Genomic DNA, 13923 nt, shown 5'->3' with positions numbered 1-13923 from the left:
GGGGTGCGGGGCGGGGTGTGAGCGGAGGGATCGAGACAAAACTCTCTCCCCGTCGGCGCCAAGGCGCCTCCAGTCCGCTTGTCTAACAGCTGGTCGTCCAGGCCATGTCGATGCGCTACGTGTGCCGTCTGTAGTCTCGGCGAAGGCCAGTTCCGTCCTCGCTCGGGGACCTATGGCGAGAAATGGAGCTGCTCATGTCCACCGGTCCCACTCTGCTCTTCCTGCACGGCATCGGCACCGGAGATCAAGACGACGCCTGGGAAGTAGCGTTGAACACGGCTCTCCTCAAACTTGGCTACCCCGATCTTGACGCGGTAAACGTTGTCGCCCCCAAGTACCCGCATGCATTGCGGGGGGCGAATGCGCGGGAACCGATCCCTGCGATCACGGTCAAGCCACCCACTCGAGAGGCGGCGAGGAAGAACCGCCGCGAGTTCGAGGAGCGGACAGCAGCGATGGAAATCCGGTTGGGTCGCCAAGACCCCGGAATCGGTTGGGTGGGCGGCGACGTTGCTGTTGGCGCGGTGACCCGTCTGCCTCCGTTCAAACAGGCGCACAACTACCTTAATGAGCCGCACATCCGCGCTGAGGTGCTGAATCTGATTCTGCGCTCTCTGCCTGACACGGGCGACCTCTTAATCGTCGGCCACAGCCTCGGTTCGGTCATCGCTGCGGACTTGATCCGACGGCTTCCGGTCGCCGTGAGAGTCATCGGTCTGCTTACCATCGGCAGCCCACTCGGAAACGGAGGGTTTGATGTCGACAAGCTTCGCGATGCGGTGAGAGAGCCTCCGGCGAATCTCGGCTGGTGGGTCAACGTGTGGAATGCTCCGGACCCAGTTGCTGCTCATCGAGGGCTCTCATCGGTCTTCGACTACCTCCTCGACTTCCGAGTGCAGACCAGACAAGCCCCTATAGACAAGCGTGCGCACTCCGCAGTGGACTACCTCTCGACTGCGGTTGTGGCGGAGGTGATCGGATTCGGACTCTTCGGCTCTCGTTCGAGGGAAATCGACATGATCGACAGGGGGCTCGACATTCCCCTCGACGGAGTCGAGATGGCGGGCCTGCTCGCCCTGCGCTACGCCCACCTGGTGGGGGCGAACCTTGAAGGTGATGTGGCGGAGCGCTTCGCCGGCGCACTCCGTTATGTGCAAGCGTTCTCGCTGGAGGAGATTCGTGCGCGAAACGTTCGGGAAAACCGCCCGCTTCCTCTTGAGATCGCACGGCTGAGGTTCGATCTCACGGACACAAAGGCCGTAGCGCCGGAACCGCGTCCGATAGGTCACCTCGACAAGGAGCAGGCGGCCGCTCTCATGACCGTTCTTGCCTCAGAGAATGTCATCAAGCCCTTCGAGATCAGTATCCCCCGTGAGAAGTGGCAGGCCGCCATGGCGGACCTGACCGCCGAGTTGGGGCTCACCAGTCGTTTCGGTACGGATGTGTTCGCGGCGACGAAGGAAGCGCAAGCCGCCCTGACCGGACCTCGGGGACTCAGCTGGATCAAGTGGGGCGCCATCGGTGCGGGCGCAGCCGCAATGGTCGTGGCGGCGGGGGGGCTCGCCCTTGCAGCAGGTCCCGGTCTGGCAGGAGCGGCCGTCATAACCAGTGCTCTGGCTAGCTTCGGTCCGGGTGGCATGATCGGGGGATTGCTGACTGCAGGCTCGTTGGTCACTGCAGGCGGCGGAGGAATCGCGTTCGGGCTGGCCAGTCCCGGCACCACCGCCGACGTTGTCGAGGCAATCATCGTGCAACGCCTCGCGGTCTCGCTCCTTCGCCAGAAGCGGCACCTCGAGCCCGATCCGGAGGTGTGGGCGATTCTTACTCGCACCGAGATCGAGATTCGCCGTCAACACGAGCGTCTCGACGAGTTCTCCGACGCGTCCGCGGGATCTCTCAAAGATCTGAAGCGGAAGATTGAGATCGTCGAGCGGGCGCTTGCCCATCTGCGGGAAAAAGGTCTCGAGCCGACGGTCCGGTCCTCTGACGACGAACGGTGAAGATGTTTTCTGAAGCTGAAGCTGATCGTGTCGCTAAGGAGAGCGCCTGCGATCAGTCTGTTCAGGCGTGGAGCGGCACGCCTTCGCCTCTGTTGCGTATTCCCTGACCTCCTCGACATGTCGGTGGTCGCTGCCACCCTCCGTCCATCACCCTTCGAAAGGCGCCCCACCCATGGACAAGTACACCGTCGCCCAGCACTCGGTGGGCAACGTGCTCAACTGGGTGGAGACCGGCAAGATCGCGATCCCCGAGATCCAGAGGCCGTTCGTGTGGACGAGCACAAAGGTGCGCGATCTGATCGACTCGCTCTATCAGGGCTATCCCGTCGGGTACCTCATCACCTGGCAGAACACGGCCGTGCGCCTCAAGGACGGTTCGCTGTCGGGGTCCAAGCAGATCCTGATCGACGGCCAGCAGCGGGTGACGGCGCTGACGACGGCGCTCGCCGGCGGCTCGATCGTCACGAAGGACTACAAGAAGACGCGGATGCGGATCGCGTTCAACCCGCTGACGGAGAGCTTCGAGACCTACACCCCGGTCCTCCGGAACAACCCGGAGTGGCTGCCTGACATCGCTGCCGTGATGAAGCCCGAGAACCTCTTCGGCCTCGTCCGCGAGTACCTCGAGAAGAACCCCGAGGCCGACCGCTCGGTCGTCGAGACGAACTTCTCGAAGCTGATGAACGTGCGCACCAGGCAGGTGGGCATCATCGACCTCGCGGAGAACCTCGACATCGAGACCGTCACGGAGATCTTCGTGCGCATCAACTCGAGCGGCGCGCGGCTCACACCCGCCGACTTCGCGATGAGCAAGATCGCCTCCTACGGCGAGTACGGCGCGCAGCTGCGGAAGTTCATCGACTACTTCTCGCACATGGCCGTCGCACCGCACTTCCACGCGATCATCCAGGAGAACGACCCGACCTTCGCCGAGACCGACTACTTCGCGAAGATCAGCTGGCTCAAGGACGACGCGAGCGACCTCTACGACCCGACCTACCAGGACGTCCTGCGGGTCGCCGGTCTGATCGAGTTCGATCGCGGGCGCATGGTCGCGATGGTGAGCTACCTGTCCGGCCGCGACTTCGAGACCAAGAAGTTCGACGACGCGATCGCGCAGGAGTCCTTCGAGCGCCTCGAGCGCGCTCTCTACCGGATCACCAACCGCTACAGGTTCACGCAGTTCCTGATGACGCTGACCTCCGCCGGCTTCATCTCGCCGTCGCTGATCACCTCGCGCAACGCCGTCAACTTCGCTTACGCCCTGTTCCTGCGCCTGTCGGACGAGGGCGAGCTGCCCATGCCCGAGATCCAGAGGATCGTGCGGCGCTGGTTCGTCATGTCGATGCTCCTCGGCCGACACTCCGGCAGCTTCGAGACCACGTGGGAGCTCGACCTCCGGCGCCTCCGTGAGATGGGAGCGCAGGCCTACCTCGAGTCGATCGAGCGCAGTGCGCTGTCCGAGGCGTACTGGACGGAGGGTCTTCCGCTCGACCTGGTCACGTCGAGCAGCCGGAGCCCCTACTTCGTCGTCTACCTGGCCGCGATGGTGAAGCGCGGAGCGCGCGGGTTCCTCTCGAACCACGTGGGCGCGTCGGACATGCTCGGCGATTCGGGCATGGGCGACATCCACCACCTCTTCCCGAAGGCGTACCTTCAGGCGAGCGGGATCAACGATGCCGCTGACCGCAACCAGATCGCGAACTACGTCCTCGCGGAGACGCCGGTCAACATCCGCATCGGCAGGCTCGCGCCGGCCGAGTACGGAGCGCGCGTGCGGGCGCAGATCGAAGCGGGAACGCCGGACCTCGGCGACATCACGACCGAGGCCGAGCTGCTCGCCAACCTCCGCTCCTCCGCGGTGCCCGAGAGCCTCCTCGACGCGACGGCCGCCGACTACCCGTCCTTCCTCATCGAGCGGCGCAAGCAGATGGCGGCGCTGCTGAGGGATTACTACTTCTCCCTCTGAAGGAACGGTCGCCCTGCTCGACGACGCGGCAGGGCACCCGCTCTCAGGGCTCCAGCCGCTCCATCACCTCGTCGAGCACATCGTCGAGCCGCCTCTTCCGCTTGTAGACCGTAAGGAGATCGACGTGCTCGCCGGTCCGGAGGTGCGCTCGGCCGTCCTCATCAACGGCGAGCACCGGATCCCCGCCCCGCGTCATGACCAGGATGCGGCGGAGCCGGTCGCCCAGCTCCTCATCACGGAGGCCGGACGGTATCGGGAGGTTCGGGAACGACTGCAGCGCGGGGGCGGGGGAGATGTGGGTCAGGTGGTCCTCGATGCTGAAGACGACGTCCCAGGGCCGACGGTCGTTGAGGCCGCGAGTCAGGAGGCCGGAGACCACTCGGTAGCCGATCGATCGTGCCGTCGTGGCGTCGGCGGAGGATGAACCGAGGCCGAGCGTCACTTCGATCCGCTGGACGATCTCGTGCGGGTTCTCCGCCGCGAGGACTTCCTGCCACGTGATCGGCTCCACTTCGGGTCGGAGTCCGAGGAAGTGGATGCGACCCTTCTGATTGAAGAAGACGCCGGGAGAGGAAGGGCGGAGCCGATCGACGACCTGCGGCCCGTGATAGTGACCATCGAGGAAGATGGCTGCGAAAGCCGAGAGCCGGGAGTGCCGGCGGCACAGCTCGCTGGCGATCCACCAGCCCTGCTCGTGGGTGAAACGTTCGGCGGGGTCCGGTACGGGCATGTCCTCATCCTCGTCATAGGCTTCTGTCGGTGCAGCCATCGGCGGAGCGCTGAGGCCGTTCTCCAGTCCGACGAAGGTGTAGACCCAATCGCCGTCCGCCGCCTGCTCGGGCTTCCGCTGGTACGTCGCCATGAGCCCGTCCGTATCGGGCAGCGGGACGGAAATCGACGTTCCGGGCAGGCCGTCGGGGAAGACAGGATTATCGCCGTAGCTGGTGCCGTCGAGGGGACCTCCGAGTAGATGGGCCCTTACGAAGCCGAGATCGCCGGGCGTGAACTCAGCCATCGATCTCCACCTCCGCAGGCCGCACCGCGTGCACCGCATCCACCAGGAACCGCGCCGGCCGCGCCCGCGGCAGCACCGCGCTGACCTCCTGGAGCGCCTGGTCGGTGGGGATACCGAGGTGCCGGACGCTGTACGCGGCTCCGACGGAGGGCGTCCGGCTCCGCCCCTCGAAGCAGTGCACGAGCACGGTCAGGCCCTCGGCCCGGTAGGCGGCGACGGAGTCGGCCGCATCCGCGAGCACGCCGGCCGGATCGGCGTTGCTGCCGTCCTGGTCGACCAGCCAGACCGCGGTCCGCGCGCCGATGAAGGCCGGCACCTGCTCGCGGCCCACCCGGCACAGCGAGACGACGGCGTCGACGCGCGGGCCGGTGCCGTCCTCGGTGAGGGTGTCCAGGGCGGTCAGGTCCCCGAGGAGCACGCCGTCGTCGTGCGGGTGGACGACGAGCGTGGCGGGCAGGCCGCTCACCGGCCAGCGCGCAGCGGCCGGCCAGCCGTTCTCGCCGGCGACGCCTCGGCGGGTGGCGAGCACGGCGCTGCGCACCAGGTCGTCAACGGTCTGCCCGGGCCAGCCGTGCAGGTGCCGGAGCCACGCGGCGGGAACAGCTGAGCGTCCCCAGCGGGCGCCGGCGAGCGACCCGGTGATCGCCGCGACCGTGTCCGTGTCGTTGCCGCTGCGGACGGCCAGCTCGATCGCCTCCTGGAGGGTCGTGCTGTGCGTGAGGGCGCACCAGGCGGCCTGGATCGCCGCGACGACCCAGCCGTTGCTCCCGGGGATGTCCTTCGGGTGCGCGGTCCGCTCGGCGACGTCGAAGCGCTCCGACCACAGCGTCCGCCGCTCCTCGGGCAGCGCGGTGATGCCACTGCGGACGTCGAAGGCGCCCTCGAGGATCGCGTGGCGGATCGCGAGCGACCACAGCACGCACGCGTCTCCGGCGTCGTCCTCGAAGTGCGTCAGGTCGCTCAGCCGACGGGCGGCGGCCGCGAGGGTCGCGTCGTCCGCGTGCAGCAGGCCGAGCGCGACCGGGCCGGTGCGCATGAGCGAGCCGTTCCCGGCCGAGCGTCCGGTGGACCGGTGCACCTGCTCCGCCGTAGCGCGCAGCTCGGACTCGCTCGCCCCGGGGGCCGTGGACAGCACGCGGCGGATCTGGATGCCGACGTCCTTCGCGGTCCCGGCCCAGGTCCGCCACTGCCTGCCGATGCGGTGCAGCGTCTCGGGATCGTCGAGGGAGGCGCCGGCCGCGAGCTCCTCGAGGATCGGGATCGCCATGCTCGTGTCGTCGGTCCACTCGCCCAGATCCCAGCCGCCGCCCGCGTGCAGCCGGACAGGGACGCCGTCGGCGAGCGGCGGGTGGAACTCGTACGGTGCCCCCAGCGCGTCGGCGGCCGCGGAGGCGACGATCGCGCCGACCGCCCGGTCCGTCTGCATCGACGTCAGCTTCGTACTGTGTGTGGTCATGAGAGCCCCCGTTCCGGTTAGCGCGGATTTGCGCTAACTCCATGCCACCGAAGTTAGCGCACTTCTGCTTCAATTACCAGATGGCAACCGCAGAGCTGACCGACCATCCGCGACCCTCCGTCGCCGTGGACGCCGCGGTGCTCACCGTGCCTCCCGGCGGCCCGCTCTCGATCGTCCTCATCGAGGACGGGTACGGCCGTCGCCTCCCTGGCACCTTCGTCCATGAGCGGGAGCGCCTCGACGACGCCGTCCGACGCGGGCTCCGGACGAAGACGGGCATCGAAGGCGTCGGGCTGCGCCAGCTGCACGTCTTCGATGCTCCGGAGAGGGACGACCGCGGCTGGGTGATGTCGGTGGCGTACCTCGCGGTCGCGCCCTGGGAGGCGACGCAGGCGTCGGGCCTCGCCGTGCCCGTCGCCGAGAAGGGGCCCCTCGCGTTCGACCACGACGAGATCGTCGCGCGCGCGCTGCTCACCATCAGGGAGGAGTACCGGAACCGCCCCGACCCGTACCGCCTCGTCGCCGAGCCGTTCACCATGCGACAGCTGCACGACCTGCACGAGCAGGTCGCCGGCGAGCCGCTGATGCGGGACAGCTTCCGCCGGGCGATGCTGCCGTTCCTCCACGAGACGGGCGAGCTGGCATCGGGCGCGGTGGGAAAGCCGGCGAGGCGGTTCGTGCGGGCGTGAGACCGAGCGGCGAGGCGAGGAGTGCGCGCCCCCGTCGAGATCGTCCACGTCTGAAGTGACCCGGGCCTCCCGAGTCCATGACGTCATCGGCTGTCCCCACCCAGCCGCTCACTCATCCCCGCGACCTCCTGCCACGCTCCGGTCGCCCGTTCCTCCGCCGTCGTTTCCCGCAGCAGCGCGATGAGCCGCTCCCGCAGCCGCAGCTCCGCCTCGGTCATCGCGCTCTCGTGCCCCCGCGCGAGGAGGTACGAGTGGGCGTCCGTCGCGAAGGCGGCGAGGGCGTCGAGGAAGATCTCGAGGACGCGGGCGGCCTCGCCGACGCGGGACGGATCGCGGGGCACCGGCAGCATCGGCACGAGCCGCAGCCTCCCCTGCCAGAGGCGCTCGTCGAGCGGATCCGCGAAGAGGGTGAGCGCGGTCGCGAGCGTTCCCGAGGCGGAGGAGGGGAACGCGCGGCTGACGTCGTGGACGATCTCGTGGAAGTGGTCGTCGGTGAGGCCGAAGCCGACGAAGAGCAGGTGCCGGGTCGCGAGGGTGGCCTTCACGATCGAGGAGAGGGCGCGGCGGGAGGAGTCGAAGCCGAGGTAGTCGTCGCGGGTGAGGACGATCGAGGACGGGTCGTCGACAGTGCCGTGGAGCTTGAGCAGCCAGCGCTCGTGGTCGCCCTCGTGGTCGCCGGGGATGACGGCGCGGGGGACGCCCGCGTCCTCGGACGCCGTCTCGAAGAGGCGGTCGTAGTTGAGCGTGATGGCCTGCTCGGAGTCGATCGCGGTGAGGAGCGCCGGAGCGAGACCGTACCGCTCGAGGGAGCCGATCTCACGGGCGACGGCCTCGGCGAACCGTCCGGGCTGCTCCTCGTCGAAGAGCGTCGCGAGGTAGGACGCCTGGTCGAGCACGTTCTTCCCGCTGAGGACCGCGGACGTCTCGGAGTCGAGTCCGATCTCGCGGCCGAGCTCCTCGAGCAGTCCGTCCCAGGAGGGGCCGCCGGCGCTGACGCTGGTCCCGGCGCCGAGGAAGGGCACGAGCCGGCGGCGCCGGGCGCGCTCGGCGAGGCTCTGCGCCTCCTCGAGGGCCGGAGCCTCCAGCTCGGGCCAGGACGTCGCGGGATCGAGTCGTCGCCTGGACTGGGCGAAGGCGTGGACGTCGGCGCGGAGGGTGACGATCGCGATGTCGACCTGGAACGCCTCGGCGGCCTCCCGCAGCACGCGGAGCTGCTGGGCGAGCACGGCGTCGCGGAGGGTCCCTGATCCGCCGCCCGCCGTCGCGAAGAGCGGCACGGCCAGGAGCGGCAGCGGCCGCCCGGTGCGCCGATCCCTCGTCGCCGTCCGCGCGGCGACCTCGACGAACGCCCGGAGGCGGCGGGCGATGTCGGCGAGTCCTTCGCTGTCCTCGGCGTCGCGCACGGCGCGATCGGGGACGGCGGTGAGGACGGGAGTGGGCTCGCCGTCGCGCGGCGCGAGCGGCAGTGCCGCCTGTCGGCCGTCCGAGAACTCCGGAGTCAGCGCGGCGCGTGCGCGATCCTCCAGCTGCGGCACCCCGCGCCAGAAGTCCGTGAACGAGAGGAAGCGGTCCGTCGGCAGGAGCCACGCGTCGCAGGCGAAGTGGAGGAGGCTTCCGCGGGTGACGAAGAGATGAGGTCGAGGCACGGCCTCTTCCTATCAGCATCGCTCAGTCGCCCGGGAGGGCTCGTTCTCCGCGTCGAGAACGAGCCTTCTCGGGCGACTCGGTGCAGAGGGCCGGGAGCCACGCGAGCATCCGATGCCGACGCGAGGCCGGCGTCAGCGCCCCAGCACCCCCGCGTACACCGCGAGGTACTCGTCGACCATCCGGTCCACCGCGAAGCGGCGGCGAGCAGTCGCCCGCACGGCCGCCCGATCGAGGAGCCCGGCCCGCTCGACCGCGGCGACCGCCTCCGACAGGGAGCCCACCGCGAACCCGGTGACGCCCTCGTCGATGATCTCGGCCATGGATCCGCGGCGGTACGCGATCACCGGCGTCCCGCACGCCATCGCCTCGACGACGGAGAGGCCGAACGGCTCGTCGAAGCCGATCGGATGCAGGAGCGCGAGCGCTCCGCCGAGCACGAGGGCGCGCTCCTCCGGCCCGACCGAGCCGCGGTAGACGACGCGCGTCCCGTCGACGAGCGGCTCGACCTCCTCGCGCCAGTAGCGCTCGTCCTGCACGATGCCGCAGAGGAGGAGTCGCCGCCCGGCCGCGGCGGCGATCCGGACCGCCTCCGCCGTGCCCTTGTCGGGGTGGATCCGGCCGAGGATCACGAGGTCCTCGCCTCCGGATCCGGCGGGGAAGCCGTCCACGTCGATCCCGTGGTGCACCGTCGCCGCGTAGTCGAGCTCGGGGGAGCGGTCGCTGTCCGAGATCGACACCAGGTGCGCGGTGCGCGGGTGCCGCAGCGCCTCGCGGTAGGCGGGCAGGATCTCGGGCCCCGAGAAGCCGTGCACCGTCGTCACGAGTGGCACGGGCCACTGCGCCGCGAGGGCGAGCGGCAGCCAGTCGAGGTGGTTGTGCACCAGGTCGAACTCGCCGGCACGGTCGAGGGCCGCCGCGGTGTGCAGCGCCTCCCAGACACGGCCGTCGCGGCCCGACTCGGCGTAGCCCGTCGGAGCGACCGACTCGAGCGCGGCCGTCGTCACGGAGTCGCCGGTCGCGAAGAGCGTCACGTCGACTCCGCGGCGGACCAGCCCCTCGGTCAGGAGGCTCGCGACCTGCTCCCACGGCCCGTAGTGGCGCGGCGGCGTGCGCCACGCGACCGGCGCGAGCATCGCGATCCGCAGCCCGGCCGCCGGGTCCCCGGGTCCTGCGGTCATCGGGCGGCGACGGCCGCGGGGGCCGCCGGGACGCTCGGCCGCGTCGGCTGAAGGCCGGCCCGCCGCACGACGAGCGAGGTGTGCAGGGCGGCGATCGTCGACTCCGCGCCCCGGTTCTCGTTGCGCCCCTGCGGCTCCAGCCCGTCATACCCGGCGCCGGAGAGCGGATCGACCATCACGGTCGCGGAGTCGTTGACCCCGTGGAACCAGGCCCAGCAGGAGGCGAGGCCCTCGCGCCAGAGCGGATCCTCGTCGAGCGTCAGGGCGCGGGCGCACGCGGCGGCGATGGCGGCGACCTCGATCGGCTGCTGGTCGAAGAGCACTCCGAGCTCGTCCGGCCCGCGGCCGGCCACGCCCGTCACCGAGAGGCGGCCGTCGCGCGATTCGAGGCCCAGCAGGAAGGCGAGGGCGGTGAAACCGCGCGCGAGCAGCGGCGGATCCTGCAGGGCCTCGCCGGCCGCCAGGAGCGCCTCGGGGACGCAGCCGTTGGCGTAGCGCAGGCGCGCCTCCGGCCAGGGCCAGGCCTGATCCGTGCAGGAGAGGAGCATCGGCGCGGCGTCGTGCAGCAGCTGGACCGCGACCAGCGAGTGCGGGCGGACGGCGACGACCTCGACCGCGCCGAGCACCGCGAACGTCATGGCGCGCAGATCCGGCGAGCGCTCCTCCGCGAGGTGGAGGAAGAGCCGCATCGCGCGGCGGCGGGTCAGCGGCAGCTCGGCGTGCGCGGCGACGACCCCCGCCGCCCAGACGCTGCGGCCCCACCAGTCGCCGAGCGAGGAGGCGTCGGCCCACTCGCCGTCGGGCGACAGCCGGTTGTGCACGGTGCCGTCCGGCTCGGCGGCCGCCTCGAGGAAGCGGAGGTACTGCTCCGTGAGGCGACGGGTCCGGAACGTCTGCTCCGGCTCCTGCGCCACCACGATCAGGGCGCGGGAGACGTCGTCGACGCAGTAGCCGTGCTCAGGACGGGGCGCATCGAGCAGCGCGTGCTCGTGAAGCCCGCGCTCGTCGGTGAGGGCGTCGAGGTGCTCGTAGGGGAGTGCCGTCGCGAGGGCGGGCCCCGCGGTCACGCCGCGTGCTCGATGCGGAGGCGCTCGACGAGATCGAGGTAGAGGCCGGCGGCCGCGGGCCAGGAGAGGGCGGCCGGAGCGGCTGCGGGGGCGGAGCCGGCGAGCACCTCGCGCAGCGCCGCGGCCATCGCGCTGGGGTCCTCGTGCGCGACCGTGCGGACGCGGCCGTTCCCGAGCAGCTCGAGAGCGTGGGGGAACTCCGTCGCGATGACCCGTCGTCCGGCGGCCAGCGCCTCGACGAGCACTCCGGAGGTGACCTGGTTGCGGGAGTCGTAGGGCAGCAGGACGGCGTCGGCCTCGGCGACCGCCGCGGCGAGCTGGGAGGGATCGAGGTAGCGGCCGTCGAGCACGACCCGGTCCTCGAGCCGCAGCTCGGCGATCAGGTCGGCCAGCGACTCCCGGTAGGCCTCGCCGGCGTGCGCGACGACCTTGGGGTGCGTCTGCCCGTAGACGGTGTAGTGGGCGGAGACGCCGGCGTCGCGCAGGTCGGCCATCGCGCGGATCCCCCACTCGATGCCCTTGCCCGGGCCGATCAGGCCCCAGGTGATGATCTGCGGATCCGCGGCGGCGGCGGGGCGGGCGGCCGCGTTCCAGACGGGGACGCCGTGGGCAATGACGACGACGCGCGAGGCGTCCACGTCGTACCGGCGCTCGAGGATCTCGGCCGCGACGGCCGTCATCACCACGACCGCGTCGGCGAGGGAGGCGACCCGCTCCAGCACGAGGCGCTGCGAGGGGGTGGGCGTCTCCAGCACCGTGTGCAGGACCACGATCACGGGCACGGCCAGCCGCTCCATCAGCGCGATCACCTCGTCGCCGTCGGGTCCGCCGTAGATGCCGTACTCGTGCTGGATGATCGCGACGTCGCAGGAGTCGAGCTCGGCGGCCGCGCGCGCGGTGCTCGCCGGGTCGCCCGCGACGAGCTCGGCCACGACGCTCGTGCCGGGTGTCGATCCGGGCACGGCGAGCTCGTCCATCACGCGGACGGTGCGGATGCCGGCGCCGTGGTCGTCGGCCAGTGCTCCGCCGAGGGCCTCGGTGAAGGTCGCGAGCCCGCACCGCGTGGGCGGGAAGGTCGACAGCAGTCCGACGGTGGTGCCGGATCGCCGGTGCGCGAGGGGGAAGGGGGACTCCATGCTGACTCCAGCCGCGGGGAGGCGGAGCCTTCCCGGGGAGGGCGGTCCGCGAACGGGCGAGACGACTGCCGGGCGGCACCCCTCGCGGAATCCGTGTCGGATCCGGTCCACGGCCGGAGGACCGGGCATGAGTAGCGTCACCCTAGTGGGGGTGGATGACCATCCGGGGTCGCCCGGCTCGAGGCTTCGCCCACCGGCCATCGGGGCGCGGTATCGGCGGGCTCGGTGACGGTCGGCGGGAACACGGGCAGGAAGTCGGCGTCGGTGGCGTCGGTGGCGTCGGTGACGGCCGACGGGACGACGGCCGCGGCGGCGTCGACGTCGACGCAGTGGCGGATCAGGAGGCCGGCGCCGCGAGTGGCGTCCTCGCGGCCGTGCCCGGCGGGGAGGACCTACTCGAGGAGGAAGGCGCGCCCGTTGATCAGCAGCGTGTCGCCGTCGGTCGCGGCGAGAACGCCGAACTCGTCGACGGAGCGGGTGGAGTCCCCGGCGGTGTCCGAGGTCGCGGCGACAGCGGGAGTGGCTGCGGCGGCGGTGAGGAGGAGCCCGCAGGCGAGTGCGGTGATCACGGTCGTGCGGTTCATCGGCGTCGTCCTTGGCGTCGTGGTGGGCCGCTTCTCGTGGAGGCGGCGGGAACTGGTTCCGAGCCTAGGGCGCCGAGCCCGTCAACGCCCTGGGTCGTTCCTTGGGTTCAGCTATGAAGTACCGTGCAGCCATGCCCTGGGGACGCCTCTACTTCGCCGTGCAGGCCCTCGGCGGCGCGGCCTGGTGGGTCGCCGTGGCGCTCGTCCCCGCGGTGCGGATCGCGACGCTCGGCAGCCTCGATCCCGTCCCTGTCGCGGCTCTCGACCTCCCGCTGTTCGTCGGCGCCTCCGCTCTGGCCGCGGCCGGGATCCGCTGGGCGGCCGTCACCGCGTCGGCCTGGACGCTCCTCGTCGCGGTCGCCCTGGCCGTCTGGGCCACCCTGACGGGGGAGGCGGGCTGGGGCGTCGTCGCGATGCTCGCCGCGGCGGGCGGCTCCGTCGTCGCGGCGTGCCTGCTCCTGCTCGGCCGGGTGCCCACGCGCTGGATCGCCTCCGGTCCCTTCTCCTTCCGCGTCGCGACCGCGGGCCGCCGGCCCGGATCGTACCTCGCCGCGACCCTCGGGCAGATCGCGGTGTTCTGGGGAGGCGCGCTGGTCGTCGTCCCGCTGGTGATCGCCGCGCTGGAGGAGCGCTGGGGCGTGAGCCTCGGAGCGGCGCCGCCCGCGGTCGTCGGCGTCGGCGTCCTGCTGCTGGTCGCGGCGAGCGCGCTCGGGATCTGGTCGGGGCTCACGATGTCGCTCCTCGGCGACGGCACGCCGCTGCCGATCGCGATGACCAACCGGCTGGTGATCGCCGGCCCCTACCGCTGGGTCCGCAACCCGATGGCGGTCGCCGGCATCGTGCAGGGAGCGGCGGTCGGGCTGCTGCTCTCGTCGTGGCTGGTCGTGCTGTACGCGCTCCTCGGCGCCGTCGTCTGGAACCAGGCCGTGCGCCCGCTGGAGGAGGCGGACCTCGCCGCCCGCTTCGGAGCCGACTTCGAGCGCTACCGCTCGCGCGTCCGCTGCTGGGTGCCCCGCCGCCCGGAGCCGCTGCCGCGACGGGGGTAGCCGCCGCCGCGGTGCGCTCGTCGAGGCGTTCCGCTCCCGCCGGGACACCGCCGCCAGGCCGGCGTCTCGCCGACGAGGGCGGTGTCTCGAGGTGACGGACGCGCCTCTCGCGACGGCTCCGCGCCTCGCCCGCCGA

General features: G+C 71.0%; 11 protein-coding genes. 4 read left to right on the top strand and 7 right to left on the bottom strand.

All coding sequences use genetic code 11. The annotated features are described in order from the left end of the window. Positions 1–194: 194 nt before the first annotated feature. Entirely contained in the window at positions 195–2000 is a 1806-nt protein-coding gene (locus C5C50_RS13115) for a hypothetical protein (protein WP_104267944.1), read from the top strand. 172 nt (positions 2001–2172) lie between these two features. Further along, positions 2173–3969 (top strand): DUF262 domain-containing protein, encoded by a 1797-nt coding sequence (locus C5C50_RS13110; protein WP_104273631.1) that lies wholly within the window; start codon positions 2173–2175, stop codon positions 3967–3969. A 43-nt stretch (positions 3970–4012) separates the two neighbouring features. Here the strand turns inward: C5C50_RS13110 and C5C50_RS13105 are convergent, their stop codons facing one another. Both C5C50_RS13105 and C5C50_RS13100 read right to left on the bottom strand, forming a co-directional pair. Then, positions 4013–4984: a hypothetical protein gene (locus C5C50_RS13105; RefSeq protein ID WP_104273630.1), complete on the bottom strand. Its 972-nt coding sequence runs from the start codon at positions 4982–4984 to the stop codon at positions 4013–4015. Then, complete coding sequence (locus C5C50_RS13100) at positions 4977–6440, bottom strand: ADP-ribosylglycohydrolase family protein (RefSeq protein ID WP_104273629.1); 1464 nt, start codon at positions 6438–6440, stop codon at positions 4977–4979. The genes C5C50_RS13105 and C5C50_RS13100 overlap by 8 nt, the downstream gene beginning before the upstream one ends. An 80-nt stretch (positions 6441–6520) precedes the next feature. Between C5C50_RS13100 and C5C50_RS13095 the strand changes: the two genes are divergently transcribed. After that, positions 6521–7129 carry an NUDIX hydrolase gene (locus tag C5C50_RS13095; RefSeq protein ID WP_104273628.1) on the top strand — a complete coding sequence of 203 codons (609 nt, stop codon included), beginning with the start codon at positions 6521–6523 and terminating at the stop codon, positions 7127–7129. An 83-nt stretch (positions 7130–7212) separates the two neighbouring features. Here C5C50_RS13095 and C5C50_RS13090 read toward each other — a convergent pair whose 3' ends face one another. From C5C50_RS13090 to C5C50_RS13070, 5 genes are all read right to left on the bottom strand, one after another. Beyond that, positions 7213–8775, bottom strand: coding sequence for an SIR2 family protein (locus C5C50_RS13090; protein ID WP_104273627.1), 1563 nt, complete (start codon positions 8773–8775; stop codon positions 7213–7215). Positions 8776–8907: 132 nt separating this feature from the next. After that, a complete protein-coding gene (locus C5C50_RS13085; protein ID WP_258067759.1) occupies positions 8908–9954 on the bottom strand; it encodes a glycosyltransferase family 4 protein in 1047 nt (348 codons plus the stop codon). After that, positions 9951–11021 (bottom strand): glycosyltransferase, encoded by a 1071-nt coding sequence (locus tag C5C50_RS13080; protein WP_181133934.1) that lies wholly within the window; start codon positions 11019–11021, stop codon positions 9951–9953. The genes C5C50_RS13085 and C5C50_RS13080 overlap by 4 nt, the downstream gene beginning before the upstream one ends. After that, complete coding sequence (locus tag C5C50_RS13075) at positions 11018–12157, bottom strand: glycosyltransferase (protein ID WP_104273626.1); 1140 nt, start codon at positions 12155–12157, stop codon at positions 11018–11020. Before C5C50_RS13075 ends, C5C50_RS13080 begins: the two co-directional genes overlap by 4 nt. Before the next feature lie 392 nt (positions 12158–12549). After that, complete coding sequence (locus C5C50_RS13070) at positions 12550–12741, bottom strand: hypothetical protein (RefSeq protein WP_104223384.1); 192 nt, start codon at positions 12739–12741, stop codon at positions 12550–12552. A gap of 131 nt (positions 12742–12872) precedes the next feature. Between C5C50_RS13070 and C5C50_RS13065 the strand changes: the two genes are divergently transcribed. Further along, a complete protein-coding gene (locus C5C50_RS13065) occupies positions 12873–13787 on the top strand; it encodes an isoprenylcysteine carboxylmethyltransferase family protein (RefSeq protein ID WP_104273625.1) in 915 nt (304 codons plus the stop codon). The last annotated feature ends 136 nt before the right edge of the window (positions 13788–13923 follow it).

It is taken from the genome of Rathayibacter sp. AY1D9 (genome assembly GCF_002932395.1).
GTDB lineage: Bacteria > Actinomycetota > Actinomycetes > Actinomycetales > Microbacteriaceae > Rathayibacter.
This window is presented reverse-complemented; position numbering and strand designations above follow the sequence as displayed.

Coding starts and splice junctions, on each gene's coding strand:
- C5C50_RS13085 (WP_258067759.1), bottom strand. CDS start 9,954: ATGACCGCAGGACCCGGGGACCCGGCGGCCGGGCTGCGGATCGCGATG.
- C5C50_RS13100 (WP_104273629.1), bottom strand. CDS start 6,440: ATGACCACACACAGTACGAAGCTGACGTCGATGCAGACGGACCGGGCG.
- C5C50_RS13095 (WP_104273628.1), top strand. CDS start 6,521: ATGGCAACCGCAGAGCTGACCGACCATCCGCGACCCTCCGTCGCCGTG.
- C5C50_RS13105 (WP_104273630.1), bottom strand. CDS start 4,984: ATGGCTGAGTTCACGCCCGGCGATCTCGGCTTCGTAAGGGCCCATCTA.
- C5C50_RS13075 (WP_104273626.1), bottom strand. CDS start 12,157: ATGGAGTCCCCCTTCCCCCTCGCGCACCGGCGATCCGGCACCACCGTC.
- C5C50_RS13110 (WP_104273631.1), top strand. CDS start 2,173: ATGGACAAGTACACCGTCGCCCAGCACTCGGTGGGCAACGTGCTCAAC.
- C5C50_RS13070 (WP_104223384.1), bottom strand. CDS start 12,741: ATGAACCGCACGACCGTGATCACCGCACTCGCCTGCGGGCTCCTCCTC.
- C5C50_RS13065 (WP_104273625.1), top strand. CDS start 12,873: ATGCCCTGGGGACGCCTCTACTTCGCCGTGCAGGCCCTCGGCGGCGCG.
- C5C50_RS13115 (WP_104267944.1), top strand. CDS start 195: ATGTCCACCGGTCCCACTCTGCTCTTCCTGCACGGCATCGGCACCGGA.